The 25,295-nt window shown below is 69.3% G+C and carries 26 protein-coding genes; 9 read left to right on the forward strand and 17 right to left on the reverse strand.

The features are described from left to right. The first annotated feature begins 34 nt into the window (after positions 1-34). Entirely contained in the window at positions 35-865 is an 831-nt protein-coding gene (locus tag AC1DZV_RS01950; protein ID WP_476952792.1) for a CDP-alcohol phosphatidyltransferase family protein, read from the forward strand. Here the strand turns inward: AC1DZV_RS01950 and AC1DZV_RS01955 are convergent. Together AC1DZV_RS01955 and AC1DZV_RS01960 are read right to left on the reverse strand one after the other, a co-directional pair. Next, positions 862-2,364, reverse strand: a complete 1,503-nt coding sequence (locus tag AC1DZV_RS01955) for an FAD-dependent oxidoreductase (RefSeq protein WP_476952793.1) — start codon at positions 2,362-2,364, stop codon at positions 862-864. The two genes, AC1DZV_RS01950 and AC1DZV_RS01955, sit on opposite strands and share 4 nt — an antisense overlap. A gap of 28 nt (positions 2,365-2,392) precedes the next feature. Further along, positions 2,393-3,832 carry a DUF2252 domain-containing protein gene (locus AC1DZV_RS01960; RefSeq protein ID WP_476949691.1) on the reverse strand — a complete coding sequence of 480 codons (1,440 nt, stop codon included), beginning with the start codon at positions 3,830-3,832 and terminating at the stop codon, positions 2,393-2,395. A 324-nt stretch (positions 3,833-4,156) separates the two neighbouring features. Here AC1DZV_RS01960 and AC1DZV_RS01965 point away from each other — a divergent pair, with 324 nt between their 5' ends. Further along, the gene (locus AC1DZV_RS01965) at positions 4,157-4,486 is read left to right on the forward strand and encodes a carboxymuconolactone decarboxylase family protein (RefSeq protein WP_028276785.1); all 330 of its coding nucleotides are present in this window, start codon (positions 4,157-4,159) and stop codon (positions 4,484-4,486) included. An 81-nt stretch (positions 4,487-4,567) separates the two neighbouring features. Next, a complete protein-coding gene (locus AC1DZV_RS01970; protein ID WP_028276784.1) occupies positions 4,568-5,146 on the forward strand; it encodes a TMEM175 family protein in 579 nt (192 codons plus the stop codon). 28 nt (positions 5,147-5,174) lie between these two features. On the opposite strand, the gene AC1DZV_RS01975 is transcribed toward AC1DZV_RS01970, so the two are convergent. The 3 genes from AC1DZV_RS01975 to AC1DZV_RS01985 form a co-directional block, all read right to left on the reverse strand. Further along, positions 5,175-5,522, reverse strand: coding sequence for a GNAT family N-acetyltransferase (locus AC1DZV_RS01975; RefSeq protein WP_476949692.1), 348 nt, complete (start codon positions 5,520-5,522; stop codon positions 5,175-5,177). A 97-nt stretch (positions 5,523-5,619) separates the two neighbouring features. Next, positions 5,620-6,618: a pirin family protein gene (locus AC1DZV_RS01980; protein ID WP_476952794.1), complete on the reverse strand. Its 999-nt coding sequence runs from the start codon at positions 6,616-6,618 to the stop codon at positions 5,620-5,622. Between the two features lie 71 nt (positions 6,619-6,689). Continuing rightward, entirely contained in the window at positions 6,690-7,973 is a 1,284-nt protein-coding gene (locus AC1DZV_RS01985) for a class I SAM-dependent methyltransferase (protein ID WP_476952795.1), read from the reverse strand. Between the two features lie 213 nt (positions 7,974-8,186). Between AC1DZV_RS01985 and AC1DZV_RS01990 the strand changes: the two genes are divergently transcribed. After that, the gene (locus tag AC1DZV_RS01990) at positions 8,187-8,534 is read left to right on the forward strand and encodes a hypothetical protein (RefSeq protein WP_476952796.1); all 348 of its coding nucleotides are present in this window, start codon (positions 8,187-8,189) and stop codon (positions 8,532-8,534) included. 210 nt (positions 8,535-8,744) lie between these two features. Beyond that, on the forward strand, positions 8,745-9,011 hold the full coding sequence (locus tag AC1DZV_RS01995) for a hypothetical protein (RefSeq protein ID WP_079549757.1): 267 nt from the start codon (positions 8,745-8,747) through the stop codon (positions 9,009-9,011). Here AC1DZV_RS01995 and AC1DZV_RS02000 read toward each other — a convergent pair. Then, positions 9,001-9,138, reverse strand: coding sequence for a hypothetical protein (locus AC1DZV_RS02000; protein WP_476952797.1), 138 nt, complete (start codon positions 9,136-9,138; stop codon positions 9,001-9,003). The genes AC1DZV_RS01995 and AC1DZV_RS02000 overlap by 11 nt on opposite strands. A gap of 67 nt (positions 9,139-9,205) precedes the next feature. Next, positions 9,206-10,231 (reverse strand): non-homologous end-joining DNA ligase, encoded by a 1,026-nt coding sequence (ligD, locus tag AC1DZV_RS02005; RefSeq protein ID WP_476952798.1) that lies wholly within the window; start codon positions 10,229-10,231, stop codon positions 9,206-9,208. 71 nt (positions 10,232-10,302) lie between these two features. On the opposite strand from ligD, the gene AC1DZV_RS02010 reads away from it, so the two are divergent. Next, positions 10,303-10,992 carry an alpha/beta hydrolase family protein gene (locus AC1DZV_RS02010; RefSeq protein WP_476949698.1) on the forward strand — a complete coding sequence of 230 codons (690 nt, stop codon included), beginning with the start codon at positions 10,303-10,305 and terminating at the stop codon, positions 10,990-10,992. Between the two features lie 23 nt (positions 10,993-11,015). Here the strand turns inward: AC1DZV_RS02010 and AC1DZV_RS02015 are convergent, their stop codons facing one another. From AC1DZV_RS02015 to AC1DZV_RS02030, 4 genes are all read right to left on the reverse strand, one after another. After that, on the reverse strand, positions 11,016-12,239 hold the full coding sequence (locus AC1DZV_RS02015) for a macrolide family glycosyltransferase (RefSeq protein WP_476952799.1): 1,224 nt from the start codon (positions 12,237-12,239) through the stop codon (positions 11,016-11,018). 173 nt (positions 12,240-12,412) lie between these two features. Then, positions 12,413-15,106, reverse strand: a complete 2,694-nt coding sequence (hrpB, locus tag AC1DZV_RS02020) for an ATP-dependent helicase HrpB (protein ID WP_476952800.1) — start codon at positions 15,104-15,106, stop codon at positions 12,413-12,415. A 125-nt stretch (positions 15,107-15,231) separates the two neighbouring features. Next, positions 15,232-15,948, reverse strand: coding sequence for an anti-sigma factor family protein (locus AC1DZV_RS02025; RefSeq protein WP_476952801.1), 717 nt, complete (start codon positions 15,946-15,948; stop codon positions 15,232-15,234). Further along, positions 15,945-16,451 (reverse strand): sigma-70 family RNA polymerase sigma factor, encoded by a 507-nt coding sequence (locus AC1DZV_RS02030; protein WP_476949702.1) that lies wholly within the window; start codon positions 16,449-16,451, stop codon positions 15,945-15,947. The genes AC1DZV_RS02025 and AC1DZV_RS02030 overlap by 4 nt, the downstream gene beginning before the upstream one ends. Before the next feature lie 543 nt (positions 16,452-16,994). On the opposite strand from AC1DZV_RS02030, the gene AC1DZV_RS02035 reads away from it, so the two are divergent. Further along, positions 16,995-17,666, forward strand: coding sequence for a hypothetical protein (locus tag AC1DZV_RS02035; protein WP_476952802.1), 672 nt, complete (start codon positions 16,995-16,997; stop codon positions 17,664-17,666). 130 nt (positions 17,667-17,796) lie between these two features. Then, complete coding sequence (locus AC1DZV_RS02040; protein ID WP_018772760.1) at positions 17,797-18,063, forward strand: hypothetical protein; 267 nt, start codon at positions 17,797-17,799, stop codon at positions 18,061-18,063. A 71-nt stretch (positions 18,064-18,134) separates the two neighbouring features. Here the strand turns inward: AC1DZV_RS02040 and AC1DZV_RS02045 are convergent, their stop codons facing one another. Next, positions 18,135-18,467: a YegP family protein gene (locus AC1DZV_RS02045; protein WP_028276773.1), complete on the reverse strand. Its 333-nt coding sequence runs from the start codon at positions 18,465-18,467 to the stop codon at positions 18,135-18,137. A gap of 263 nt (positions 18,468-18,730) precedes the next feature. Beyond that, positions 18,731-18,886, reverse strand: a complete 156-nt coding sequence (locus AC1DZV_RS02050; protein ID WP_476952803.1) for a hypothetical protein — start codon at positions 18,884-18,886, stop codon at positions 18,731-18,733. Positions 18,887-19,205: 319 nt separating this feature from the next. Here AC1DZV_RS02050 and AC1DZV_RS02055 point away from each other — a divergent pair, with 319 nt between their 5' ends. Next, positions 19,206-20,273 carry a quercetin 2,3-dioxygenase gene (locus AC1DZV_RS02055; protein ID WP_476949704.1) on the forward strand — a complete coding sequence of 356 codons (1,068 nt, stop codon included), beginning with the start codon at positions 19,206-19,208 and terminating at the stop codon, positions 20,271-20,273. Between the two features lie 114 nt (positions 20,274-20,387). Here AC1DZV_RS02055 and AC1DZV_RS02060 read toward each other — a convergent pair whose 3' ends face one another. The 4 genes from AC1DZV_RS02060 to AC1DZV_RS02075 form a co-directional block, all read right to left on the reverse strand. Beyond that, a complete protein-coding gene (locus AC1DZV_RS02060) occupies positions 20,388-21,635 on the reverse strand; it encodes a DUF3500 domain-containing protein (protein WP_476952804.1) in 1,248 nt (415 codons plus the stop codon). Beyond that, positions 21,613-23,361: an FAD-dependent monooxygenase gene (locus tag AC1DZV_RS02065; RefSeq protein ID WP_476952805.1), complete on the reverse strand. Its 1,749-nt coding sequence runs from the start codon at positions 23,359-23,361 to the stop codon at positions 21,613-21,615. Before AC1DZV_RS02065 ends, AC1DZV_RS02060 begins: the two co-directional genes overlap by 23 nt. Next, positions 23,361-24,224 carry a fumarylacetoacetate hydrolase family protein gene (locus AC1DZV_RS02070; RefSeq protein WP_476949707.1) on the reverse strand — a complete coding sequence of 288 codons (864 nt, stop codon included), beginning with the start codon at positions 24,222-24,224 and terminating at the stop codon, positions 23,361-23,363. The genes AC1DZV_RS02065 and AC1DZV_RS02070 overlap by 1 nt, the downstream gene beginning before the upstream one ends. Before the next feature lie 147 nt (positions 24,225-24,371). Further along, positions 24,372-25,247 (reverse strand): alpha/beta hydrolase fold domain-containing protein, encoded by an 876-nt coding sequence (locus AC1DZV_RS02075; RefSeq protein WP_476949708.1) that lies wholly within the window; start codon positions 25,245-25,247, stop codon positions 24,372-24,374. Between the last annotated feature and the right edge of the window lie 48 nt (positions 25,248-25,295).

The following is a 25,295-nucleotide window of genomic DNA, read 5'->3' on the forward strand; positions in this document are numbered from 1 at the left end:
CACGAAACAAGAGGACGCGGCGTCTACAGCAAACGTGCCCGGAAACCGGCCTGCAGAACCGACGACGGGCACCGCCGCCCCGGCGGCAGGGCAGACCGGTCCGGGATCGGCAGCCGCCCGCCGTGCCGTGGCGGATGCCGGCACCGCCGTCGGCGCCTATCTTGTGGTCTGGGCCTGGCTCGCCGCGGCGGTCCTCACGGATCCTGTTCCCTGGCTCCTGGCCCTGGCGGCGGGGGCCGCGGTGATCACCCGGGCCGCCGGCTCCGTTCTGCGACGGAAACCCCGTTTTTCCACCCCAGCGGACCGCGTCACCCTCGGCAGGGCGGGCATCGTGGCCTGCTGTGCCGCCGAAACGGTGGTGGGGTTGGTCGCCGGAGCCGGACCGAGCCTTCTGGTGGTGGTCCTGGGCACGGCCGCGTTCCTGCTCGATGCCGTGGACGGACGGGTGGCCAGGTTCACGGGCTGTGCCACGGCCGAGGGTTCGCGCCTGGATTCGGATACGGACGCCGCGCTGGTCCTGGTGCTGTCCTGCGCGGCGGCGGGAAAGTTCGGCCTGTGGCCCCTGGGCATCGGCCTGATGTACTACGCGTTCCTCGCAGCGGCCTGGTTCCGGCCGTCCCTGAAGAACCCGCTGCCGTCCAGCACCGTCCGCAGGGTCATCGGAGCCACCCAGCCGGCGGCCCTGCTGTTCGCCCTGTTGCCGGGGGTGCCTCCGGCGCTGGGAGCCATGGTGCTCGGGCTGGCGCTTGGGCTGTTGGCCTTTTCATTCGGGCGGGACGTGGTCAAGCTGGAACGGCTCCGGGCCAGCCGCGCTTCGGCCGCCGGCTCCCCCGCCACACGGGCCGGTTCACCCGCAGGAACCTAACGCGGTGCGGGTCTCGGTGCCAGGTCCATCGTCGCCGGACCCTGGATGACGGCGCCGTCGGCGGCAAACCGCGAGCCGTGACAGGGGCAGTCCCACGTCGAATCGTCCGCGTTGAACGCGACCGTGCAGCCCAGATGCGTGCAGATGGCCGAGACGGCGAGGAGGTCCCCGGCAGCGCCAGCGTAGACGGCGGTCATTTCGCCGTCGATCTCCACGACGGTGCCTTCGCCGGGTCGCAGCCCGGCGACGGCCGGTTGATCCGGCAGCCGGTGTGGGGGCGGCTGGTCCGGTTGCTGCCGCACCCCGCCTGCCTGGCCGGCGGAAGGGCGGTTGGTATCGAAAACCGCGGCCCAGGGGTTGTGCCGGCCCGACAGGGTGTCGGCCAGGATCAAGGCCGCAGCGGTGCCGTTGGTCAGGCCCCATTTTCGCAGGCCGGTGATCACATGAAGGTGCGCCGCCGTCGGAGTCAAAGTCCCGGCGTAGGGCAACCCGTCGACGGGCATGTTGTCCTGCGTGGACCAGCGGAAGCTGGTCTCCCCGGCGCCGAGGCGTTCCCGGGAGAAAACCGCGAGCCGGCGGTACCGCTCGGCGGCATCGCTGGCCTCGGCGGCACGGTGCCCCTCGCCGCCGGTGAGAACGAACCGGGAGCCCTCAATGTCGATCGCCAGGATGGAGCGCATCGGCTCGTCGACGCTGATGAAGGTCCCGTCCAGGGGCACGGCAGGTGCCCGGCTGGCAACGACGTAGGAACGGTGCAGGTAGCAGCGCTCGGCAAACAGGCCGGCGTCACCAACGGGGACGTTGGTGGCAATGATCACCTCGCGGGCCCGGACGGTGCCGCTCCCGGTCCCGACGACGGCGGGCACCCCGTCGCGGACCGAGGTGACGCGCGAGTCCTCCAGCACATGGCTTCCGCTCCCGTCCACGGCGCGGGCGAGTCCTTGGAGGTACTTGACCGCGTGAAGTTGCGCCTGGCCGTCGAACCGGACTGCGCCCCGGGCACCGAACGGCAGCGGCACCTCGGAGGTAAAGACCGCTGGCAGGCCGAGCCGCCCGGCCAGGGCCGCCTCGCCGCGGACCCGGCCGAGGGCGTCGTCGGATTCGGCGTAGGTGTAATTGGATACCCTGCGGAAGTCGCAGTCGATGCCCTCCTCCGCGACGACACGCGCAATGTGCTCGATGGCGGCCTGGTTGGCCTGCCCGTACGTGCCCGCGACGTCCGGTCCGTGCCGGTCCGCGAGTTCGGTGTAAGCCAGCCGGTGCAGGGAGGTGACCTTGCCGGTGGTGTGCCCCGTGACGCCGGTGCCAATCCGGGCTGCCTCCAGGACCGCGACGGTGCTGCCGGCGCGCTTGAGGGCCAGCGCCGCCGTCAGGCCGGCGATCCCTCCCCCGACGACGGCGACGTCGACCTCAAGATCCGTGTCCAGGGAGGGATAGCGGGTGGTACCGGATGTGGCGATCCAGAGCGAAACCTGCCGTCCTTCGAGCCGTTCACCCACGGCGCAGCCATCCGATGAGCATTCGGACTCAGAGGCCCTCAGTGGCTTCCAGCCGCCCCGAGCGAACCGCATCGGCGAAGGCCTCGTAGTCCTTTTCGTTCTGGTCCGCGTACCGCTCGGAGAAGTCGGTGATGGAGCGTTCGAACTTGTCACTCTTACCGAGGTAGGACGCGATCGCGATGGGGTCGCCGGACCGGGCGTGGGCCCGCGCCAGCGTCCAGCCGCAGGCGTCGGCATAGAAGGTCATGCCGAGCGGCTTCATCCCTTCCACAATGGCTGAGCCCTTCATGTCACGCAGTTGGCGCCAATACAGGTACCGGTTGTCCTGTACCCCCTTGGTCCATCCCAGGAAGATGTCACTCGCGGCCTGCATCATCCGCTGCCCCTGCACCACGCGCTCGCCCGGCTGCTTGAACTTGCTCTTCGGCAAATGGTCCTCGAGCACCGACCTCGTCGCCTCCTTGACCTGCAGAAACAGCGGATCCTGCTCATCGCGGCCCTGGAGCAAGGCGATGAACGCCCGCGTGCCGACACTGCCGACGCCCACCACCTTGCGTGCAACGTCGATGACTTCGAAGCGCTCCAGCAAGATCCGTCGGTCGTCTGGCAGCGTGGCCCGGTAGGAACGGAGCTGCTCACGAACCGCTTTCTGGATCCCATCCGCAGACATGCCGAATGATTCACCCAGCTCCCGTGAGGGAATGACGATCGGCGGCTGGCTGACGATCCGGTACTCCCCGTCCACCCGCTCGGCGAGCTTGGAGAGTGCCTGCAGGCTGTCGCGGGTGTGGGCCTTGGCGACGTTCTGTTTCGCCGTCTTTTCCATGCCGTGGGCTGCCTTCTTGAGGGCCTTGCCCTTTTGAGTTGCCACGGCCAGCTCAATGGTTTCCATCAGCTGTTCCTCGGACAGACGGGCGTACCAGATGTCCAGGGTGCCCATCTGTGCGAACTCTGCCATCGCCTCGCGGTAAGCCCGAACGGCGGTGAGTGTCGCGTCGCGCGTTTCTTCCTTGGTGAACGCGTTGTTCCGCGCCGCGATGGTGAAGCTCGCGGCCATGCGTTTGACGTCGTACTCGAATGGGCCGGGCAGAGTTTCGTCGAAATCGTTGAGATCGAACAACAGGGTTCGCTCTGGTGAGGCGAAGACGCCAAAGTTGGATAGATGGGCGTCCCCGCACAGTTGGGACACCAGGCCGGCCCGGGGAGTGTCTTTCAGATCGGTTGCCATGATCTTGGCGGCCCCCCGGTAGAACGTGAAAGGTGAGACCAGCATCCGGCCGTGCCTCACCGGAACGAGGTCCTGTTCGCGGGTGAGGTTCTGTTCCTCGAGCAGCGCGACCGGATCCGGGCGGTCGGACGCGGGAACCCAGCCTGTGTGGCTGGAGACGGGCGTCTTTTCCCGGCGCCCCTTGCCCTTCGCAGCACGCTCCTCGACGCTCGGATGCTTGACTTTTTTGGTCTCGGCCATGATCGGCGACCTCCCTATTAGGTCCGGAACCGCCACCGGCACTGCTTGCCTGGGTCAGTCCCCGCCGAGCGCGCCAATGCGTCCCGGCTCAAGCTACTGCGATTCTGGCCCCGAACCGGCCCATCGTCAACGCATCGCTGATGGATCCCGCAGCGCAGGCTTAAAACGCCATCTGTTCCGCAGCCGGGCGACTGACCAATCGATTCATGCGGTTCGGGTGATGCCACCCCTGGTCGTGGCGGGTTACGTTCATGACGAGTCGGGCCGATCCGCTCACGTCGCGTCACTCGGCGCACAACACTGAAACCAGATGGAGACATAACCATGGCCGAAGAAGAAGCACCTGTTCTCGCCGTCCTCGCCGACATCACCGCCGTTTCGCTCGAACGCTCCACCCTTGAGCCTCGCGAACTGATGCTGGCCCGGATTGCGGCGCTCGCGGCGGTCGACGCCCCGGGCGCCTCCTACCTGTTCAACGCCGGTACCGCCGTGGACGTAGGCATCACCTTGGAGGATGTCCGCGGCGTCCTGATCGCCGTTGCACCCATCGTCGGCACTCCCCGGATCGTGGCGGCGACCACCAATCTCGTCCAGGCGCTGGGCTTTGCCCTCGAAATGGCGGAGGAAGAACTCGAAGCAGGGACCCGGGACTAGTACCCTTACTTACGAACCGCACGTCACGGCGTCGGCAGTTCCTCGTTGCATCTGCCACGATGCCCTGATTAAAGGCGGCCCATGAACAAGAACCGGCTGGAGGCCTTCAGCGACGGGGTGCTGGCGATCGTCATCACCATCATGGTGCTGGAGCTTCACGTCCCCGCCGAACCGACCTGGCCAGCCCTGCTTCACGAGCTTCCGACGCTGCTCAGCTACCTGCTGAGCTTCATCTATGTCGGGATCTACTGGAACAACCACCACCACATGCTGCATCTGGCCGGGCGGATCAACGGTGGGGTGCTCTGGGCAAACCTGCATCTGCTGTTCTGGCTCTCCCTCATTCCCTTCACTACCCGGTGGATAAATGACACGGGCCTGGCGGAGGTACCCGTCCTCGTCTATGGGCTGGACCTGCTGTTCGCCGCCATTGCCTACTACATCCTGAAAACAACCCTGATCCGCCAGCAGGGACGCGGCGGCGCGCTGGACCGGGCCATGGGGCAGGACTGGAAGGGCAAGGGATCGCCCGCGCTCTACATCGCCGGGATGGGGCTCAGCCTGGTGAACCCGCTCTTGGGGATCGCCGCCTATTCGGTGGTCGCCGCGATCTGGCTCATCCCGGACCGGCGTGTGGAGCGGTTCATCGCGCACACGTGAGTCCATAGGCGCATGTGTCCCGGGGCGGCTACTGCCGGACGCGTTGAGCCAGCGAGGCGCTCAGGAACCGCAGATGCGCCGGGGCCGGCGGTACCACGTGGGCCGCGTAGCCGGGGTGCTTGCTTAGGTACTTCTTGATGTAGGGACACACCGGAACGATCGTGAGGCCCGCGGCGATAGTCTCATCGAGTGCCTGCGTGGCCAGCACCCCGGCCAGCCCGCGGCCGCCATATTCCTCGTTGATCTCCGTGTGGTAGAAAATCCGCTGGCCCGCCCCGAGGTCGTCCACGTAAGCGGCCTGGCCGATCACGGTGCCGGCGTCGAGTACTTCGAAACGGCTGCGCTGCGGGTTGCTACTGATGGTGATCGTGGTCAATATGGTCTCCTTGAGCGGGCCGGATTGGCCCGGCAGTCGGGCTTACGGGTGCAGGGCCGGCGGGGCTTGCCAGTATGGGCCTGCCGGAATGGACAGGTCAGCCGCGGGGCCGGATGCGGGCATTCGGCAGGGCCGGGGCCGGGAGAGCGGCGGGGCCGCCGGGCGGGAACGGACCGAACCGCAGGTCGGATGCTCGGCCGCCGGCGTCCCCAGTGCCGGCGTCCGCGCCGATCTCGGACTGCCACTGGGTCCTGTACGCAACGATCTCCTCATGGCTGCGGCCGACGAAGTTCCACCACATCACGATTTTTTCGCCCAGCGGCTCTCCGCCGATCAGGAGAACGCGGGCTCCCTCGCTGCCCGCGACCAGGGTCAGGGACCCGTGGCCTACGGGCAGGTACGCGAGGTTGTCCTTCGGGACCGGCTGCCCGTCCAGGGCAAGGTTGCCCGAGTCCACGAGCAGGCCGTGTTCGAAGGACGCATCTGTTGCGAGCGTCAGCTCCGTCCCCGCTTCGAGCAGGAGCTCGGCACCGAGCAGGGGTGTGTGGGTGGTGACGGGCGAGACGGACCCGGCGAGCGAGCCCAGGAAGACGCGCACGGTCCAGCCGTTTCCGCTGACCGGCTCCGGACGGTAGTGCTCAAAGGTGGGGGCCATGTGGCGTGCCGTGTCCGGCAGCGCCACCCACAGCTGCGCGCCGTGCAGGACGGTGGTGTCCGGGGTGGAAAATTCCGAGTGGCTGATGCCGCGGCCGGCGGTCATGAGGTTCACTTCACCGGGCCGCACCGCTGCGTGGAAGCCGGCCGAATCCCGGTGTTCGATCTCGCCTGTGAACAGCCAGCTGACGGTTTGAAGCCCGGTGTGCGGGTGGCGCGGGACTTTCATGCCGCCGGAATCGCCGACCTGGTCCGGGCCGTAGTGGTCCAGGAAGCACCACGCCCCAATGAGGCTGCGCTGGCGCTGCGGAAGGGTGCGCCGCACATCCATCGCGCGCGGGCCGCCCAGCGGGACCTGCCGCGGAACCAGGAGTTCGACGCCGGCGAAGGTCCCGTCCGTTTCGCAGAGGATTTCCTGGGGCGCGACTTCGGTATTGCTCATGATGACAGCCTAGCTTCGCGCGGTCCGCGGGTCAGCCTTCGGCACACGGCCTGAACTTCCAGGACCGGGCCTCACATCCAGGCCGAACGGCGCAATGGGGGTTCCGCGCCGCCCGGGCGCTGGACCAGGATCTGGTTCACGCCCGTGATGCCGGCCTCGAAGCCGAGAGCGCTCGCGGCCATGTAGAGCCGCCACACCCGGGCCCTTCCCAGCCCGGCCAAGCGCACGGCCTCGTCCCAGTGCTCCTCCAGGTTCCGCACCCACGCCCTGAGCGTCAGGGCATAGTGGGGCCGCAACGCCTCGACGTCCATGATCTCCAGGCCCGCCGATTCGAGTGCCGCGACCATCTCAGAGAGGCTGAGCATCTCGCCGTCCGGGAATACATAACGGGGAATGAAGGAGTCAGGGTCCGGCGGGGTCGCGCCGGCGTTCCAGGAAATCGCGTGGTTGAGCAGCCGTCCTCCCGGCCGGAGCAGGCCTTGCAGGTGGGAAGAATAGTGCTGGATCTGCTCGCGCCCTACATGCTCTGACATGCCGATGGAGCTGATCGCGTCGAACGGCCCGTCGTCCACGTCGCGGTAGTCCTGCACCCGGATGTCCACCCGGTCCGTGAGTCCGGCGTCCGCCGCCCGCTTGCGGGCCAGGGCCGCCTGTTCGACCGAGAGCGTCACGCCGACGACGTCGGCCCCATAGTGTTGCGCGGCATGCAGCGCCAGGCTGCCCCAACCGCATCCCACATCCAGAACCCGCATGCCCGGCCGGAGCCCCAACTTGCGGCAGACCAGATCGAGCTTGGCGCTCTGGGCGGCGTCAAGCCCGGTCTCCTCCGACTCCCAGACCGCGCACGAGTACGCCATGGAAGGGCCCAGGACGAGGGCGTAAAAGTCGTTCCCGACGTCGTAATGGTGGGAAATGGCCGCGGCATCGCGCCCCTTGGAATGCCGCCGCCCGTGCCTGCTCACGCGCGCTTCTTCCGGCGGCGGTGCCGGGTTCGTTCCGAGCGCGCCGAGCCGGACGGCTGTTTTGACCAGCGCGAACACCTCGCCGGGTGTCGGCGGCCGGAACGGGCCGGGCTCGGCGAACTTTCCCGCCGCGCTGATGGCCGCGAAGGCGGCGAAGATGTCGCCGGGTGCCTCGATATCGCCGGCCACGTACGCGCGGCTCAGTCCGAGCTGCCCTGGGGACCACAGCATCCGTCGAAGTGCCCGCCGGGAGCGGAAAACGACGACTGGAGCGTCTTCCGGTCCCGCTTCCGAGCCGTCCCAGGCTTTCAGCCGCAGGGGGATGGCGTCGGTGCCAAGGATGATCGCCAGCGCGTCGGCCAGCCGTGAAGCCGCATTCGTGGATGCCGTCATGTCCAGTGCCTCAATTCCAGTGCCTCGTCTCCGGTGGTGCGGGCTGAGCCGCGCCAGTTCCAAATCTAAGGGCATGACATGCCCGGCAACCAGAGCTTTGGTTCCGATTCCTTTCCCCGTCCCCTCCCCTCCTCCCTGCACACCACGCCTTCCCAAAGCATCAGCGGCGAACGGCTCTGGCGCGTGGCGGTGCTGTTGCCTATGGTGTGTCCTATGTCTGAGTCTTTCTCGTCCCTCGTGGACACGTTCAAGAATGTCGGTGTGTCCCGGGCCTACGGGCCCGCCGTGAACATCGCAGGAGAAGAGATCGTCCCGGTAGCGGTGGTGTCCTTCGGCTTCGGCGGAGGCAGCAGCCCGGAAGACGCCCAGCCCGGCATCGGCGGAAGTGGAGGCGGGGGCGGCGGCTTCGTCTTGCCCCTGGGCGTCTACGCCAAGGGCTCCTCGGGCCGCATGACGTTCCGGCCCAACACCGTCGTCGTTCTGGTGGCGCTGGCCCCTCTGGTGTGCGCCGTTGGCGTGTCGATCCGCGGCATACTTCGCGCCGTCCGTTCCCACCGCTAGACCCGCGGCCGCAGGGCCAAGGATTCCCCAAGCCCGTCCGGGCATCGTTGTCTCTGGCAGCCTGGGTCTCGGGCAGCCCTGTGCTCGTGCGTCGGACGGACGTGATCGACGATGAACTTATTCAGAACTGCATGTGCAGCAAGCTTGGGTGCGGCGCTCCTGATGACGGGTTGCGGCGCTCCCCCGGCCATACCGGGCCCCACAACCACGGTGACGGCGACGGCCCCGCCGTCGGTAGTGGTCTTCGATCCGCAGACCAGCGGCAAGGTTCTGGCAGAACGGATCAAGGCCCGCGCCAAACCCACGGACCCCGGGGTCACGATTTCCGAAGTGGAGTGCAAAAACTTCCCGGACATCAGGGTCAACACGCATACGGATTGCCAGATGGTGGTTAACGGGGTCAAACGCGGGTACCGGGCGACGTTCACCGAGCGGGACGGCCACTACGAAATAAAGGCCCAGGAGCTTACCTGGTAGGGGGCGCGGCGTAGGACATGGCGGGTTCGCGGTCGTCGTCGGCGTCGACCCAGGCCGCGAAGTCCTTCAGCGACATGAAGCAGTAGTAGTCGCAATACCGCAGGTTCTTCTTCTCCGCCTTGCTCATGCACGTAATTCGAGGCGGGCGCGGCCACGGATGGGCCTGCGGCGGTTGCCCGTCCGCGCTATCAGCTTCAGCCGCTGTTGCGCGCCCGGCTGGGCTGCACCCGCGGCGGTTCCCCCGGCATCTTCGGGAAGTCCGGCGGGAACGGCAGCTCCCCCAACCCGGCCTCGAGGTCCCTGTTCCACCATTCCAGCAGAAGATCGACGGAGCCCGCGCCGCCGGCGTGCATGTACTCCCAGGGATCGCCGGAGGCTTTGAGCCGCTCCGGAACGGTGGCGATCGTAAAGTCAGCCGGATCGACGGATCCGAGCTCCTCCCAGCGAACCGGGCACGACACTGTCGCGTTGGCGAGTGCGCGCGGGCTGTAGGCCCCCGCGATCGTGCGGTCGCGGTTCGCCTGGTTGAAGTCGACGAAGATGCGGGCGCCGCGTTCCTCTTTCCACCACGCGGTGGTGACCTGCGTGGGCATGCGACGTTCGAGTTCGCGGGCTGCCGCGATGACGGCGTGCCGCACGTCCAGGAACTCCCGGGTCGGCTCGATGGGGGCAAAGACGTGAAGTCCCCGGTTCCCCGAGGTCTTGATGAAGGCCTCCAGCCCGGCCTCCGCGAGTACGCGCCGCAGCTCCCGTGCAACCGGAACGGCCTCGGCGAAGCCGGTACCGGGCTGCGGGTCGAGGTCGATCCGCAACTCGTCCGGATAATCCGGTTTGCCGGCCCGGGAGGCCCAGGGGTGGAAGACCACCGTATTCATCTGCACCGCCCACACCGCGGCGGCGATTTCGTCAATGACCAGCTGGGGGTGCGTGCGTCCGCTGGGATAGACGACGTCGACCGCGCGGATGAAGTCCGGGGCACCCCTGGGCGGGTTCTTGGAGAAGAACTGCTCGCCGTCCACCGTGTCCTTGAACCGCTGGAGCGTTACCGGCCGGTCCCCGTTCGCGGCCAGGAAGGCGTCCCCGACGTCCACCATGTACCGGGCCAGGTCCAGCTTGGTCAGTCCCGGGCCGGGCCAGACGACCCTCGCCGGGCTCGACACCCGCAACTCCCGGTCGCCGTGCGGACCGCTGACGGTGAGGTGGACTTCTTCCTTGGCCATGGGGACAACCTACCCCGGCGGCGTGAACAGTTGAAGAGCGGAACAGCCGTTCTACCCGGCATGATGGACACATGACAACGCCCGAGTTCCCGATCACCCTTGAAGTCGGCGACGCCGCAGTGTCGGGCGTCTTCGCCGGCCCCGAGGACTCCTCCGCGACCCTGGTTGTTGCCCACGGCGCCGGGGCGGGAATGGACCATCCGTTCCTTGTGGGCTTCACCCGCGCCCTGAACGAGCTCGGCGTGGCCACCCTGCGCTTCAACTTCCCCTACCGCGAGGCAGGACGAAAATTCCCGGACCGGCCGCCGGCCGCCATCGCTACGTGGCGGGCGGCCATGGACGCCGCCGCATCCCGTTCCGCCGGCCGGCCGGTGTGGGCCGCCGGGAAGTCGTTCGGCGGACGGATGGCCTCAATGGCCGTCGCAGAAGGCATGCCTGCCGCCGGGTTGGTCTATCTGGGCTACCCGCTGCACCCGCCGGGGAAACCGGAAAAGCTCCGCGACGAGCACCTCTACGGGCTGACACTGCCGATGCTCTTCCTGCAGGGTACGCGCGACACGTTCGCCACCCCGGAACTGCTGGAGGCCGTGGCGGCCAAAATCGGCCCGTCCGCGACCGTGGAGTGGCGCGAGGGCGGGGACCACTCCTTTGCCGTTGCCGGCGCGAAGCGCAGTGCCGACGAGGCGGGGGCGTCACTGGCGGCGACGGTCGCCGACTTCCTGAAGACACACGGCGATAATCCCGCGGCCGCGCTCCCCTGACCGGTCTGGCGTCACGGCCCGGCCTAACCGACGTCGCCGAACCGGCCCGCCCCGTGCTGCACACGCGCCTCGATGGCGTCGGCGGCAGCCACGGCTCCTCCCGCGTTGCGGACTACGTCGCGCATCGCGGCCAGGTTGTGCCGGACCTGCGCATCCGTATGGACCGCGGTGACCGCGGCCCGGAGCTCGTCGGACCCGACGTCCTCCGGCGCAAGGCGCATGCCGAGACCCAGTTCTTCCAGCCGGCGGGCGGTGGCCGCCTGTTCCGGCTGCTGCGGCACGGCCACCATCGGGACGGCGTAATACAGCGCTTCCATGGTCGAATTCATGCCGGCGTGGGTGATGAAGACGGCGGTCTGGCGCAGTACCTGCACCTGCGGGAAGAACGGCCGGACCCGGACGTTCGGCGCAATCGTTCCGAGATCGGCCAGGCTGGTCTGGTCCCCGACGGCCATCGCGACGTCCCACTCGCTTCCGCCGAAGGCATCAAGGCACATCCGGAAGAAGTCCGGCCGACGGTTCAGCGGGGTGGTGCCCAGCGAAATGAACAACAGCGGTCCCGTTCCCTCACGCTCCCATTCGCCGTCGCTGTCCCGGCCGCCGACGCTGGGACCCACAAACCGGAACCGGTCATCGAAGGTCGCCCCCATGGGCTGGAATTCGCGGGGTAGGAACACGATGTTGAACGGCGCAGGCGGACCATCGAACATCCGCGGTGTCCGCACGCCCTGCCCGGCCGCGAACTCCGCCAGCAATCGGCCCATGGCCAGCGCAACCTTGGCCATCTCATCGGCGCCGTCCGGTGGCGGGGCAGGCATCAGCGATCTCAGCGAGAAGTGCTCGTTGGTGGCATAGGTGGGCATGAGGGCAATGGCCGGGGCGCCGATCTTTTCCGCCGCCATGCTGCCGCTGAGCGTCATCGCGTCAAAGCAGATAGCGTCCGGCGGGTCCTGGCGGAGTTGATCCACCAGCGCCGGAAAGCTGGTTCTGAGGTCCTCGAAGACGCGGTGCATGATCGGCAGCATGAGGTGCGCCTGCGCCCTCTGCCCGGGCCCCAGTGCGGGCATCGATGCCATCCAGTTCCCGCCGGACGCGTGAAAGTCCGCGCCGGCCTTGCGGATCAGCGGTCCGAAGTCGGCGGACGTGAAGTATGTGACCCTGCGCCCCCGGGCCACGAGCTCCGCCACCAGCGGCAGGGTCGGGTTCACGTGTCCGTAGGCGGGAATGGAGACGAACGCAAGGTGCATGGCCATCACTCTTCATCGCGTGGCTGATTTTCTATTTGACGGGCAGGTTTGACCGGCCCGGTTGACCGGCGCCCCGGGCCAGGAGGCCCGGCGGCGTCGTGCTCCTTCATCATGCCCCTGTTGCCCGGGCGGCGCGAGTGGTCAGTTGGCAGCGCCGGGCTGCTGGTCCGGCGTCAGTTCCGCGGCTTGGTCCGGGCGGTCGCGGGCGCGGTCCACGGGTCTTCAGGCCACGGATGCCGCGGATAGCGGCCGCGCATTTCGGCCCGGACCTGGGCGTAGGGCCCAGACCAGAAGGATGCGAGATCGTCTGTCACGGCCAGGGGCCGGCGGGCCGGCGAGAGCAGGTGGAACAGCACCGGCACCCGCCCGTCGGCCAGCCGCGGCGTCTCGGCCCAGCCAAAGCACTCCTGCAGCTTGACGGCCACTACGGGCCGGCCGGTGGCGTCTGCCGCGTCCGGGTAGTCGATCCGGATCCGGGATCCGCTGGGGACCGCCAGCGACTCGGGTGCCAGTTCGTCCAGCCGGGCCGCCTCGGGCCACGGCAGGAGCCGGCTCAGCGGGCCGGCGAGGTCGATCCCGCCCGTGGATGCCCCGCCCGCCAACGCCGCGAGCTCCGGGGCCAGCCAGTCCTGGAGCCGGGCGAGCAGCGCCGGCTCGGAAACGTCGGGCCATGCCCCGCCCAGCTCCCGGTGCAGCAGGGCAAGACGGCGGCGCAGGCCGTCCGCCGCGTTCGACCATCCGATAGTGGCCAGCCCCTCACTGGCCAGGGCGCGGGCCACAGCGGCGCGGCCCTCTTCCGCGGGAGGCCGTACCGGGGTGGACGAGAGCACGATCGCGCCCAGGCGGCGCTCCCGCCGGGCCGAGACCCGGCCCTGGCTAAAGCGCGCCTGCAGCGTGTCACTCAGGAGATTGCCGGCGGCGGCCTCTGCGCTGTCCGCGGTCAGCGGCGCCGCCGAGCGGATGACGGCACCGGTCCCCGCGGCGTCGCGCCCTTGTGCGCGGGACACTTCGGCCACTCCCAGCCATTCGTGCCCGGACAGCGGGCTGCCGGCCGGCAACCCGGCCCGGGTTCCAGAGGTCAGCAGGTATTGTGCCGGCCCCTGGCCCGGAACGCGGCGCGCCACCCGGTCCGGAAAAGCCAGGGCGACGACGAACCCGACGGCCTCCGCGGCACCAACGGCCCTAGCAGACGCAACCGGCGCGGCGCCGGATGGCTCCTGGTGGCCGACACCAGTGGATTCCTGGCGGGCGATTGACTCCATCCGCCGGACGTCCTCCGCCCAGCGCCGGGATCCGGGATCACGGCCCGTCCGCAGCGCGGCAAGCAGCCTGGTGAGGTCTGCGCCCGGTGCGCGCTGGTCCCCCGAGACCAGGGCGACGGCCTCGGCCGCCGTGCGGTAGCCCACCGTGGCGGCGCCGTCCAGCAGGGCGCGGGCCAGCCGGGGGTCAGTCGGGACCCGGGCCAGGGTCTTGCCCACCCCGGTTGCGTGACCGTCCGCGGTGACGGCGCCGAGTTCCCGCAGCACTTCGACGGCTTCGTCCATCGCGGCCCGGGGCGGCGCGTCCGGCAGTGCCAGTCCCCGGCCGCCGGGGGCTCCCCAGCAGGCCAGGACCAGGGCGGCGCCGGTCAGGTCAGCTGCTGCGATCTCCGGCGTCGGGTGCGCCGGGGCGGCACCAAAGGCCCTCTGGTCATAGCAGCGGATCACCGTGCCCGGGCCCTGGCGTGCGGCACGGCCGGCACGCTGGTCCGCGGACGCCCGGGAGCAGGACACCGTCACGAGGCCGGACATTCCGCGGCCGGAATCGCGCCGCGGCTCGCGGGACAGCCCGGAATCGATGACCAGCCGGACGCCCGGAACAGTGAGGGAGGACTCGGCGAGTGCGGTGGAAACGATGATCCGGGCAGTCCCGCCCGGCTCACGCCCGGAGACGGCGCGGTCCTGCTCCGCCGGCGGGGCCTGGCCGTGGAGTTCCAGAATCTCGGCGCGGCTCCGGCCGCGGAGCCGCGCGGCCACGTAGGAAACCTCCCACGCGCCGGGAACGAACACCAGGGCGTCCAGGTCCCGTCCGCCCGCCAGCGCGGCCGTGTGGCCGGCCGCTGCCGTGTCGGCCACGTGGTCCAGGAAGGCCCGGGCCACGCCCCGCTCATCCAGCCGCGGCGCCGACGCGGGTGCCCACTCCACGTCCAGCGGAAACAGCGCGGACGGACAGTCGACGACCGGTGCCGGGCGGCCGCCGTCGGCGTTTCCGTCCGCCGCCCCACCGATCAGCGCGTCTCCGATCAAGGCGGCGAAGCGGGGGGCATCGAGGGTGGCCGACATGGCGATCAGGGCGAGGTCGCCGCGCAACTGGCGGACTTCGGCGAGCATGCCAACGAGGAGGTCGGTCTCCAGCCCGCGTTCGTGGACCTCATCGAGGATCACGGCGTCCGTGCCCTCGAGCCCCGGGTCCGCGAGGAGGCGGCGCAGCAGGATGCCGGGGGTAACGAACTCGATCACGGTACCGGGGCCGGTCTGGCGTTCCCCGCGGACCGTGTAGCCCACGCGGTCGCCGAGCCGGGTGCCGTCCAGGGCGGCCAGGCGCCGGGCGGCCGCACGGGCAGCGACGCGGCGCGGCTGGGTGACCACGATCCGCGGGCGCCCGCCCCTCCCGCCGGCGGCGATGTTGGCGAGCAGCGGCGGCACCAGTGTTGTCTTGCCTGTGCCGGGAGGCGCCTGCACCACCGCGGACGCCCCCGCACCACCGGCGTGCAATGCCGCCGCGAGGGCTCCCAGCGATTCCGCAAAAGCCAGGCCAGCCCCGATGGCGTCGAGGTCGAAGAGCCCCTTCGCGCAGGCTGGGTCCAGGGGTGCGGTCGCGGAAGTCACGCCTCCATTGTCCCTGCAATGGAGTCCTGGCCATCCATCCGGCGCCGCGCCGCCGATCCGCCCGCCGGCGCCCTGCCGGCCCGGGCACGGGTGCGGCCGCGTTCGTGCACGCGGGTGTGCCGGCGCTACGGGTGCGCGGCCAGGAGCGTCTTGCCACTCGCGACGGCACGGATTTCAATGCTGCGGATATCGGCTCTCGGGACAACTGTGGTGGCCGTCGGTGTCGCCACTGTCCCCGGCGTTGCCGTCCAGGTGGCCACCTGGGTCGTGGCGCCGCGGGAGTCGACAACCACCAATCCGTACTCCTCCGGCGCGCGGAGACCGCCCGGCAGAGCGTAGTCGGCCGGGGACGGCGTGTACGTGCACTGCCAGTCGATCTGCGTTCCCCACGGCTGCGTGGTCACGGATCCGGTGGCCACCATGGCACTGTCGGCGACCGGGGTGAAGTTCAGGGCCGTCGCGGATGCGGCCTGGATCTGGGCAGCCGGGGGCGGGGAGGCCGTGACCTCAACGTAAACCGCGCCCGCGGCGGCAGCGGCGCCCAGCATGATCCCGGCGACAGCCAGGCGGGTGCGCCGGCGGCCGCGCTGGACCTTGCGCGCCAGTCCGGGCTGCAACGTCGGTGTCCGCCGTTCGCCGTCAGTCCGCCCGAGGGACTGGGCTTCCTCGGGTGAGAGTGCTGCCAGCAGCGACGGCAGTCCGGCAAGTTCGGCGACGGCGGCCCTGCAGCTAGCGCAGCCGGACAGGTGCTCCTCGAACTCGTGCCGCTCAGAAGAGACGAGGGATCCCAGCACGTACGCAGCATCCCAGCGCCGGTACTCATCGGTTCCGTTCCGGTTCATGGCGTCACGCCTCCCTCCTGCAGGGCCAGCCTCATCGCCCTTAGCGCGTAGTGCAGGCGCGACTTCACTGTTCCCTCGGCCAGTTGAAGATTTTGCGCGATCTCGGCGGTCGTCTCCCGCAAATAGTACGAATGAATGACGACGGCCCGGTGCTCGGCGGACAGCCCAGCGAGCGCATCCGAGACAAGCCACCCGTCCAGGATCCTGTCGACCCGGTCCGCCTCCGGAATCTCTGGCAGCTGGTCGGTTGCCGTTTCGTGCCGGCGGCGGGCGCTGCGCCGGTCATCGATGACGAGGTTGCGGGCGACCGTGTAAAGCCAGGCCCGCACCGCCGTCTCCGGGCGCTGCAGAATCGCCGGGTGTTTCCACGCGCGGATCAGCGTCTCCTGCACGACGTCGTCCGCCAGGGCGCTGTCACGCGTCATTCCCATGACGAACCGCCATAGCGCCGGGCCGTAAGCCTCCTGCAGCGATCGCAGTAATTCGGCCTCCTGATCGGACATTTCCGCCTCCTTGGAGGTAGGACGACGCCGGGCGGCAAACAGTTCACTTGCGCCCGGCGCGGTCAATGGCCGCAGCCCGTGTTGAACCTGCAGGCTGCCGGAACCGTTGTAGGGACAGGTCCGGCCGCCCCTGGCCGGCCATCCCTAAGGAGAGCACAATGAGGATTCTTCGCCCGGCGACTGCCGCCGCGGCGTTGGGCGCCATCCTGCTGCTGGGGGCCTGCTTCGGCGGGCACACAGCGACGCCGGCACCGGCCCCCTACACAGTCCCGTCAGTTCCTGCGACGGGGAACCCCCCACCGTCGCCCAAGGACCCCGCCAGCAACGCGGCTCCGCCGTCGACCGTTGCCCCGCCCATTGCGCCGGCCCCACCACGGTACGCTGCCCCGCCCATTGCGCCGGCCCCACCACGGTACGCTGCCCCGCCCATTGCGCCGGCGCCCATGATCCGGCCGCCGGCGCCCGCCCCGCGGCGCGTCGCTCCACCGGCGCCGCGGCCCATGGTTCCGCCGCCGCCCGCCAGGGTGCCTGCCGGAAACGATCATGATGCCGACAACAACGGAGGACCGGACGACGGTGACGGCAACAGGTAGCAGCCACGGGGCGCTTGGGCCGGGCCCCGGCAGGGGGCTCCTGTTCGGGGTGCCGGCGGCGCTAGCGGCCTTGGCCCTCAGCGCGTGCGGCAGTCCGGCCGGGAACCAGACGGCGGCGCCTGCCTCCGGCCCCACCCCGTTCGCGTGGTTCCGTTCCGGACCGGCCCCGGCAGGATGGCAGCCGCTGGAGCTTCCGGACACGACAGCCGTGCTGGCCATCCCACCTGATGCCGCTCCCGTACCGGGCGACCCCGGCAGCGTGTCCGCGACCGTCACCGCACCCGACGGGGACCTTCATATCTATCTCAATGCCACGCCGCAACAGGGCGACGAGTCGCTGGCCAACTGGCCCGAATTCCGGCTGGCCCATCTCAGAGGCGAGAACGCCGCATCCGCGAGCCGGCTGCAGTACCGCGCCGGAATGGGGTTCCGGGGAGGCACCGGTTCCTGCGTGGAAGACACCTATGTAACGCGGATCGGTGCCCACAAATACCGTGAAATAGCCTGCTTCGTTGCAGGAACCCGGGGAAGCAGCGTCCTGGTTGTGGCCACGCCGGCCGATTCCTGGGACCGCTTCAGCCCCGTGCTGCAGCAGGCGGTGGACGCGTATGCCCCCGAATAGGGGTACGCCCCCATCCCGATCGAGCAGGGTGGCCTGAACCGATGGAGGAAGCCGGCTGGCCGTGGCCGGTTGGTTTAGTCAGAGCGAAGGCGGGAGACTGGATCAACTCGATCACGAAAGTGGGAACCACATGATCAATCTCAAGCAAGACGCCGAGGGGTTCATCCGCATGAACCGGCACTTCCCGGAAAAGTCGCTCATCAGCATCACGTTCACGGACGGCTCAGAACACGTCTATTCCGGGCACCGCCTCAACGGGATCTACGACGAGGCCCTGGCGGAGTACCGGGCGCAGAACCACCTGGATGCCAAGGGGTTCTCGCGGGCCCCCAAGAAAACGGTCCAGCCAGCGAACAAGATCGAGTTCGTTCCGGTGCACGCCGGAATGGACCCGTAGCGGCGCCCCTGGCCACCCAACGTCCGCCTGGGCCGGTCTGCCGCGGCCGGGTCGCCGTGCGCCCTGCCGGATCAGCCGACGCCTACCGCGCCCGGCCCGTGCGCCGGGCGGCGGAGGGCCCGGGCGCGGATCCGGAGGTCGTTGTCGTGCACCCGCCGGTCGACGCCGGGCACCGGCGTCGGAGTGCTTCTCGGCCGCGGTGCCGCCGGACTTGCCGGCGGCTCCGGGCACAGATCACTGATCAGCCCCATGCCGGCATACTCGCGCACCGCGGTGATGCCGGCAACCGCTGCCGGCTTGTCCGCGAAGCCCTTTGACACGGCCAGTACTGCCCCGTCCGGTGCCCTGAGCCGAAACCTGAAGCAGGCATCAGCGTCAACGAAGAGTTCAAATGTGCCGGCCATGACGATCCTCCCGATTCGCGGGCTCCCCGTCCGGGCATCATTGCCACCGGGTGAAGGGGAAAGCGTCGCTGCTGCCCGCTGGTTTGGTTTGTCCCTGAGGCTGAACGGATGACGTCAGCCCGTCATTAAAGTCTCGCTGCGGCCGTGGAACGCCCACAAGGCACGTCATGTAAATCCCAGGTAAATAGAAGCCAACAGCCGTGCGCCGGCAACCGCCGTCTGGGTCCTCCGCGGGCAGGAACACTGCCGCCTCAGCGGTACCCCTACAGGGGCGGCCAATGGTCGCGGCAGTAGTCACCGCGGCTGACGCCGGGAGATCCTTGCTGGATGACGCGGTCCCAGGAGGGGCCGACGGCCTCGCTCCGCTCTGAAGGCTCGGCTGCCGCGGTGCGGCCTGCGTCACCGGGAAGCCAGGTCATGACTGAATCGTTGGACAACGTACCCCCCCATTGTTCTTGGCTGGAGGCGCACCGGCTCGCATTACGGACCGCCATGCGCCTCACGCAAGACTAGCCGGGAGCACTGACACCAAAACAGGGACTTTGGACCGTATCGGCGAAAGGCCGCGGACGCCTACCCGTGACCCCCGCGGGCCGCCGCCAACGGCTTCCCGGCGCCCAACAGCCCGGAGCGACGGGCAGAAGTGTTTCATCCATTGGAAATGGAGGTCGCCGCGGCGGAGAATCAGGGGCAGTCTTGGGGGCAGCCCGCGCTCCACAGACAGGAAAGAAGGATGCGATGTCCCTCAGTGTTGAGGAAATGAACAAAGAGCTCCCGTTGGCGAATGTGCTGCCGGGCGACGCCGTCCCGTACTACATGGCGTCGGGCGAAGGCGCCCGCTATGAGATCAACGGCCAGTTGGTCACGGTGATCGCCCGGGCGGCAGATACTGGCGGCATTTTCAGCGCCGCGTACATCTCCGGCGGCATGGGGGCCGAATCACCGTTTGTGAGCCACGCGGTGGAACACAAAACGCTGTACGTCTTCGACGGCATCCTGCACGTCTGGCTGCTGGGCGAAAGCCGCATCCTGACTCCCGGGGATTCCGTGGTGATCCCGCCGGGAACCCCGCACGCGTACCGGATGGCAAGCCACTACACCCGGTTCCTGAACTGGATGACACCGGGCGGCGCCGAGGCCTACTACGAACGCGTCGGCACACCCATCGATTCGCACGTCCCGCCTGTCACCCCGGGCAGGAAGCCCAGCCTGCAGGAGTGCGCGGCGGTGGGCGCCGAATTCGGCATCACGTTCCCCGACGTCGAACGGGTGGCACCGTCTTTCCGGCAGGACGCCGGGCTGCCGGCGGTTCAGAGCCCGTACTTCCTCAGTGCGGGCGAGGGCGAGCGGATGGTCAGCTACCAGACCATGTTCACGTACCTCTCCCGGCCGGCGAACACGGGAGCGAACTACTTCGCCGTCCACACCAAGGGCGCCAAGTCCCCCTACATTCCGCTGCACTTCCACGAGCAGCACACGGAAAACTTCCTCTGCACCGAGGGCCGGATGTGGATCTACGCCAACGGCCGCGAAGTGCTGCTGACCAAGGGCGACTTCCTCCACGCCCCGGCCGGGACCATCCACTCCTTCGCCTTCGATTCCCACAACACCCAGATGGTCGGGTTCCTGACGCCGTCGGTCTTCAACGGCTTCTTCGAGTACTTCAACAAGCCCACGGAGGATTACATGTACACCGAGGGCGGCGAGCCCTACATGGACATGGAGGGCTTCGGCCGGGCCCAGGCCGAGATGGACCTGACCGTGGTGGGTCCCCCGCCGCAGCGCAGGGCTGCGCTGGACATCTAGGCGGACCTGGCATCTGGCCCGGTTTTCCGGTCCGGCTGCAGGTCCCACACGAATGGCCCGGAACCCCGCGGAGGGTTCCGGGCCATTCGCGTCGGTGGACGGCTTGTCAGCGGTTCATGACGCACGGCCGTTCAGAGCCTGGCACACCAGCTCGCGCCCGTAGTCGTTGCCGTTCGGGGTGCGCAGCACTGTGTGCATGTGGAACGGGGCCGGGGTGTCATTGCTGAGGAAGACGCCTGTGTGGTGGTCCAGTTCCATGACCAGCACGGGGCTCTGTAATCGGAAGTAGAAGGCGTCCTGCGCCTCCCATCCGCCGATCCAGCAAAACCAGGTTTCGTCCCAGTGGGCCGCGATTTCCCGCCGGCGGACGGTCCGCGGCCCGTCGGGGAGGAACGCGATGAAGTCTGCCACGAGCTGGTCCAGGATCGCGCGTGCCGCGGCGGGCATCGCGCTGACCGGGATTCCCTCGTAGGGAATCACGCGGTTGTCCTGGAAGCAGCCCGCCAGGTGACGTTCGTCCCCGGGGTGCAGCCTGCCCTCCGGCATGGCCGGGTCCTGCATGTCCGCGAAAAGCGTGGCCTCGTCCCGCAGCGGCCCGGGCAGGGCTTGCATGAGGCGCCGCGCCAAGGCGATCCGCTCCTTGAAAACGGCCACGCCCTGGTGCGGGCCGACGTCGATGACGTCCGGTTCGGCGCCGAGGAACACCGGCGAGACCACCAGCTGGGTCCCGGCCACCAGGACGTTGAGCGCCACGTGGTGGCCGAAGAGCTGCCAGCCCCACGGGGCCGTCTCCGACGGGTCACCGTAGAGGGCGAAGTTGTAGCTGAACTCGTTCATCAGCTCCGGCAGCTCCACCAGGCCGCCCAGGAATCCATTGATCCGCATCAGGTTACGGACCAGCCCGTAGCCGGCCGGACTCAGGCTCACCGCCACGACGGCCAGGATCTGTTCGCGCACGTCCGGGTCCAGCTCGTCCAGGCGCAGGCCCGTGTCATGTTGCAGGAATTCCGGGTTGGCCCAGCTCTGCCATTCGTGCGCGTCCACACCGTAGCGGAGCTGTTCGGCCTGGGCCGGCGTGAGTCGTTCCAGCAGGTCCCGGGCGGCGGCCGTCATGGCGGCAGCCGGCGCCTCCTCCCCCGCCGGCGCCGGCTCGAGGGGGTACAGCCCGTCCCGGCGGACCCCGTCGCTGGTCACCCCGGTGAAAGGCTCGGGGTATTGGACGGCCCAGCCTTGGATCATGGGACCCGCGAAGGGATCGGTCTTTGCCGCCTCGGCATAGCCGCGGGCATCCAGGCCACGGATCTGCGCCACCCGCGGGTGGTCGGGCGGGTAGAGATAGTCACGGAAGGACGGCACGGACACGTGTTCTCCTGTCGGGGTCTTCGGATGGTGTTGCCAGCGGCCAGCCGGCGGCCACGCCAATGGCCGCGGCGGCCCCCGCGAGGTCGGTCCCCCGCCAGGCGACGTGCTGGTCCGGGCGGACCAGCACCGCGGCGGCCTGCCAGTGCGTGGTCATCGGGGTTCCGTCCTGGTCGGGTCCGACGTCGACGACGGACAGCGGGATTTTGTGGATCGCGGCGGCGGCCACGACCGCCGCGTAGGCCTGCCCGGCGGCCGCGCCACCCAGGCTGTCGCGGTCCACCAGGAGGGTGAAGCCGCTGCCCAGCAGGTCATAGAGCGACGTTGTCGCGTCGAGCCAGGCGTGTGGCAGCAGCGATCCCGGGCTGGCGGAGGGGACGTAGCTGACGGGGTCCTCGGCGGGGACGGGCAGGCCGTCCGGGACCACCAGAGGCGAGGAGCCGTACGTGTAGCCCAGCACCAGTCCCAGCGAGTCGAACTCGCTTTGTTTGACGGCCAGCGCATCCTTGGCGGCCCGCCGGGCTGCCTCGCCGTCCGCATCCGCCCGGCCCAGGGCCGGGTCCGCGAAGTGGTAGGCCAGCGACTTGCCGTTGGCGGCGGCGTCGCGGATGGTCCGGGCCGCGACGGGCCGACGCTCCAGCTCATAGCTGCCGGGCAGGGCCGGGCCGGCCCAGCCCTCCAGGGCGGCGGCGATCTTCCAGGCCAGGTTGGCGGCGTCGCCGATGCACGTGTTGAAGCCGTGCCCGCCCCAGGGCGGATTGAGGTGCGCCGCGTCCCCGATCAGGAACACGCCGTCGTGCCCGTAGCCCGGGGCGAGCAGCATGCGCGCCGTCCAGGGGTCGGTGGCGATGACCTCGACGTCGACGTCGGCCCCGACGAGCGAACGGACCAGGCGTCCGGCGTCGGGTGATCCGCTGCCGTCCACGCCCTGGATGATGGCCCACCAGGTGCTGCCGAGGTCCAGCCGCCCCACCATGCCCGAAACCTCGGGTCCCAGGACCCAGTACTGGACGGCCGGGTCCAGGGTGATCGCGGCGGCGAGGGTGTCGGAACGGAACAGGACACTGATGTTGGAGAGCTCGGCGGAGCCCCCGGCGAGGCGGATGTTCAGCCGGCGGCGGACGGTGGAGGACCCGCCGTCGGCCGCGGCTACGAAGTTGCAGTCCACGGCCTTGCGCCGCCCGGTTGCGTCGGACACCGCCACGCGCGAGCCGAAGCGCGGCCGGCCTGGGCCCGGCGTGCCGCCGCCCTGGTTGATGTCCAGGTCTTCCACGCTCAGGCCGGTCAGCAGCGTGATAAGCGGTGATTCGGCGGCGGCCTCCCGGAGCACGGACTCCATGACGGGCTGCGGGACCTGCTGCCCGCATTCCGGCTGGGGGACATACCGGCCCCGGACGAGCTGGAAGGCCTGGCGAAACCGGGTGACTTCGTGGCCGGTGAGGGCGGAGCAGAAAATGACGTCCTGGGCGTAGGCGACCGGCAGCGGCGCGGCGTCGCGGAGTTTGTCGGCAAGCCCGAGCCGGCGCAGGTGCGTCATGGTGCGGGCGTTCGTGGTCTTGGCGCGCGGCCGGTCCTGGTCAATGGTGGTCCTCGGCTCGATGACGAGGCTGCGGATGCCGCGGTGCGCGAGGTCCAGGGCCAGGAAGAGCCCGCTGGGTCCTCCGCCCGCGATCAGCACCGGCACCCGCTCCGGGAGGTCGCCGAGGGCCGCGTTGTTGACGGCGGTCATCAGGCCCGGGCCCGCAGTGACGGCCCGCCGACGGGCGTGGTGAGCGTTCCCAGGGTGTCGATTTCCACTTCGACCGTGTCGCCGGGCTGCAGGAGCCACGGCGGGGTCCGGACGTAGCCGACCCCTTCCGGGGTTCCCGTGGCGATGACGTCACCGGGATGCAGGGTCATCGTCTGGCTGATCAGGGCGATGATGGCCGGGACGGAGAAGATCATGTCCCGGGTGTTGCCGTTCTGGACCTCGGTGCCGTTGACCCGGGTCCGGACCTGCAATCCCTCGCGAAGGTCCCCGGCCTCGTCGCGGCTGACCAGCGGGCCGAGGGGGCCGCTGAAGTCGCCGTTCTTGCCCAGGGTCCATTGGGCGGTGAGCTTTTGGGCCCGCCGCGCGGTGAGGTCGTTGAAGGTGGAGTAGCCGAAGACGGCTTCCGCGGCGGTGGCCTCGTCCGCGGATTCGACCCGCCGGCCCACGTAGGCGGCGACTTCGCCTTCCCAGTCCAGTCCGGCCTCGCCGGCGGGCACCGGCGCGGGGACGTTGCCGACCGACAGGGACGCGGTCCACCGGCCGAACAGCGTGGGGTGGGGAGGCAGATCCTGGTCCTTGTAGCTGCCTTCCGCGGCGTGGGCCTTGTAGTTCAGGCCGACGCAGATCACCCGCGCCGACGCGGGCACGAGCGGCACCTCGGTGACGTCGCCGCGGTCCACGGCGTCAACGTTGCGAGAGTCGGCTAAAAGGGAGTGCGCTTTCTCCTGCCAACCGGCGGCATCGGCCCAGAAATCCGCAACGGGGGCCAGCGAAACCACCCTTGAGCCGAGAAGGGCCGCCGCCCATGCGCCGCCGTCGTGATTGATTCCTATGTACTGCATTTAGTGGGGCCTTTCTGGTGCCGCCCGGAGAGCGGGGTTTGGTAGGTGGGCGCGGCAGTTAGAGGCCCCGCAGTTGGAGAACCTGCGTAGATGTGTTGGGGGCCGACTACTGGAGTGCGGTTGTGAAGTGGCCGGTCAGGTGGCCGGTCAGGTGGCCTGGGCGTCCGGGGGCCGGGATTGCCGTAGGAAGAAGGAGACGGTTGCTGCCATCGCCTTTTCGGCCGCGGCCTGGCTGTGGTCCGGGAGGATCCACATGTGGTCCGCTTCCTCAATCAGGAGAAGTTCGACGGCGGCGCCGGCACCTTCCAGCGCGGCAGCCAGCGAGGCTGACTGGGCGGGCGGAACGAAGCGGTCGGCGGTTCCGTGGGCCAGGAAGAACGGCGGTGCCGTCCGGCTGGCGTAGCTGATGGGGCTCGCCGCAGACGCCTTCGCCGGCTCGTCGGCCAGCACGGCACCGACAAGGAGTTCCTCCCTGGATCCGGGATCGTCGGCCCTGGCAACGGCGCCCGGCAGGCTCTGTTCGGCCATCCCGCCCAGGTCCGTGGGCGGGTACCAGGCTGCCACCGCGGCGACGGCATCGCCGGCATTGACGCCGTCGGCATTGGTGGTGAGACCCACCAGGCTGGCGAGATGGCCGCCCGCGGAGTCGCCCCACGCGTAGATCCGCTCCGGGTCCACGTTGTAGTCGGCGGCATGGTTCCGCAGCCAGCGGACGGCGGCTTTCGCGTCGTGCAGCTGGGCCGGGAAATGCGCCTCTTGGCTAAGCCGGTAGTCCGCCGATGCCACCACGAATCCTGTGTCAGTGAACGTTTGGAAGGCGCTGTTGCCGAATCCGTCCAGGACCGGGCCCAGGGAAGACCGCTCCCCCATGCGCCAGCCGCCCCCGTGGAAATGGACCACCGCCGGCCGGGGAGCCGCCCCGCCCTCAGGACCGGGAAGGTAGAGGTCCAGCAGCAGCGGGCGGGAACCGTCGTCACCCGCGCGGGCGAATTCGATGCCGCTCAGCACGCGACCTTCCGTCATCGTCGACTCCATCCGTTTTCCTGCGCCGCTTGGCTTGTGCACCGGTTC

The organism is Arthrobacter sp. P1_D12 (assembly GCF_056406175.1).

What these genes read in the sequence shown, in the direction of transcription:
- AC1DZV_RS02035 (WP_476952802.1), top strand. Translation starts at nt 16,995, where the DNA reads ATGATGCCGACAACAACGGAGGACCGGACGACGGTGACGGCAACAGGT.
- AC1DZV_RS01980 (WP_476952794.1), bottom strand. Translation starts at nt 6,618, where the DNA reads ATGAGCAATACCGAAGTCGCGCCCCAGGAAATCCTCTGCGAAACGGAC.
- AC1DZV_RS02055 (WP_476949704.1), top strand. Translation starts at nt 19,206, where the DNA reads ATGTCCCTCAGTGTTGAGGAAATGAACAAAGAGCTCCCGTTGGCGAAT.
- AC1DZV_RS02040 (WP_018772760.1), top strand. Translation starts at nt 17,797, where the DNA reads ATGATCAATCTCAAGCAAGACGCCGAGGGGTTCATCCGCATGAACCGG.
- AC1DZV_RS02010 (WP_476949698.1), top strand. Translation starts at nt 10,303, where the DNA reads ATGACAACGCCCGAGTTCCCGATCACCCTTGAAGTCGGCGACGCCGCA.
- AC1DZV_RS02070 (WP_476949707.1), bottom strand. Translation starts at nt 24,224, where the DNA reads ATGCAGTACATAGGAATCAATCACGACGGCGGCGCATGGGCGGCGGCC.
- AC1DZV_RS01960 (WP_476949691.1), bottom strand. Translation starts at nt 3,832, where the DNA reads ATGGCCGAGACCAAAAAAGTCAAGCATCCGAGCGTCGAGGAGCGTGCT.
- AC1DZV_RS02075 (WP_476949708.1), bottom strand. Translation starts at nt 25,247, where the DNA reads ATGACGGAAGGTCGCGTGCTGAGCGGCATCGAATTCGCCCGCGCGGGT.
- AC1DZV_RS01965 (WP_028276785.1), top strand. Translation starts at nt 4,157, where the DNA reads ATGGCCGAAGAAGAAGCACCTGTTCTCGCCGTCCTCGCCGACATCACC.
- AC1DZV_RS02065 (WP_476952805.1), bottom strand. Translation starts at nt 23,361, where the DNA reads ATGACCGCCGTCAACAACGCGGCCCTCGGCGACCTCCCGGAGCGGGTG.
- AC1DZV_RS02045 (WP_028276773.1), bottom strand. Translation starts at nt 18,467, where the DNA reads ATGGCCGGCACATTTGAACTCTTCGTTGACGCTGATGCCTGCTTCAGG.
- AC1DZV_RS01990 (WP_476952796.1), top strand. Translation starts at nt 8,187, where the DNA reads ATGTCTGAGTCTTTCTCGTCCCTCGTGGACACGTTCAAGAATGTCGGT.
- AC1DZV_RS02050 (WP_476952803.1), bottom strand. Translation starts at nt 18,886, where the DNA reads ATGACCTGGCTTCCCGGTGACGCAGGCCGCACCGCGGCAGCCGAGCCT.
- AC1DZV_RS02000 (WP_476952797.1), bottom strand. Translation starts at nt 9,138, where the DNA reads ATGAGCAAGGCGGAGAAGAAGAACCTGCGGTATTGCGACTACTACTGC.
- AC1DZV_RS02015 (WP_476952799.1), bottom strand. Translation starts at nt 12,239, where the DNA reads ATGCACCTTGCGTTCGTCTCCATTCCCGCCTACGGACACGTGAACCCG.
- AC1DZV_RS02030 (WP_476949702.1), bottom strand. Translation starts at nt 16,451, where the DNA reads ATGTCCGATCAGGAGGCCGAATTACTGCGATCGCTGCAGGAGGCTTAC.
- AC1DZV_RS01970 (WP_028276784.1), top strand. Translation starts at nt 4,568, where the DNA reads ATGAACAAGAACCGGCTGGAGGCCTTCAGCGACGGGGTGCTGGCGATC.
- AC1DZV_RS01985 (WP_476952795.1), bottom strand. Translation starts at nt 7,973, where the DNA reads ATGACGGCATCCACGAATGCGGCTTCACGGCTGGCCGACGCGCTGGCG.
- ligD (WP_476952798.1), bottom strand. Translation starts at nt 10,231, where the DNA reads ATGGCCAAGGAAGAAGTCCACCTCACCGTCAGCGGTCCGCACGGCGAC.
- AC1DZV_RS02025 (WP_476952801.1), bottom strand. Translation starts at nt 15,948, where the DNA reads ATGAACCGGAACGGAACCGATGAGTACCGGCGCTGGGATGCTGCGTAC.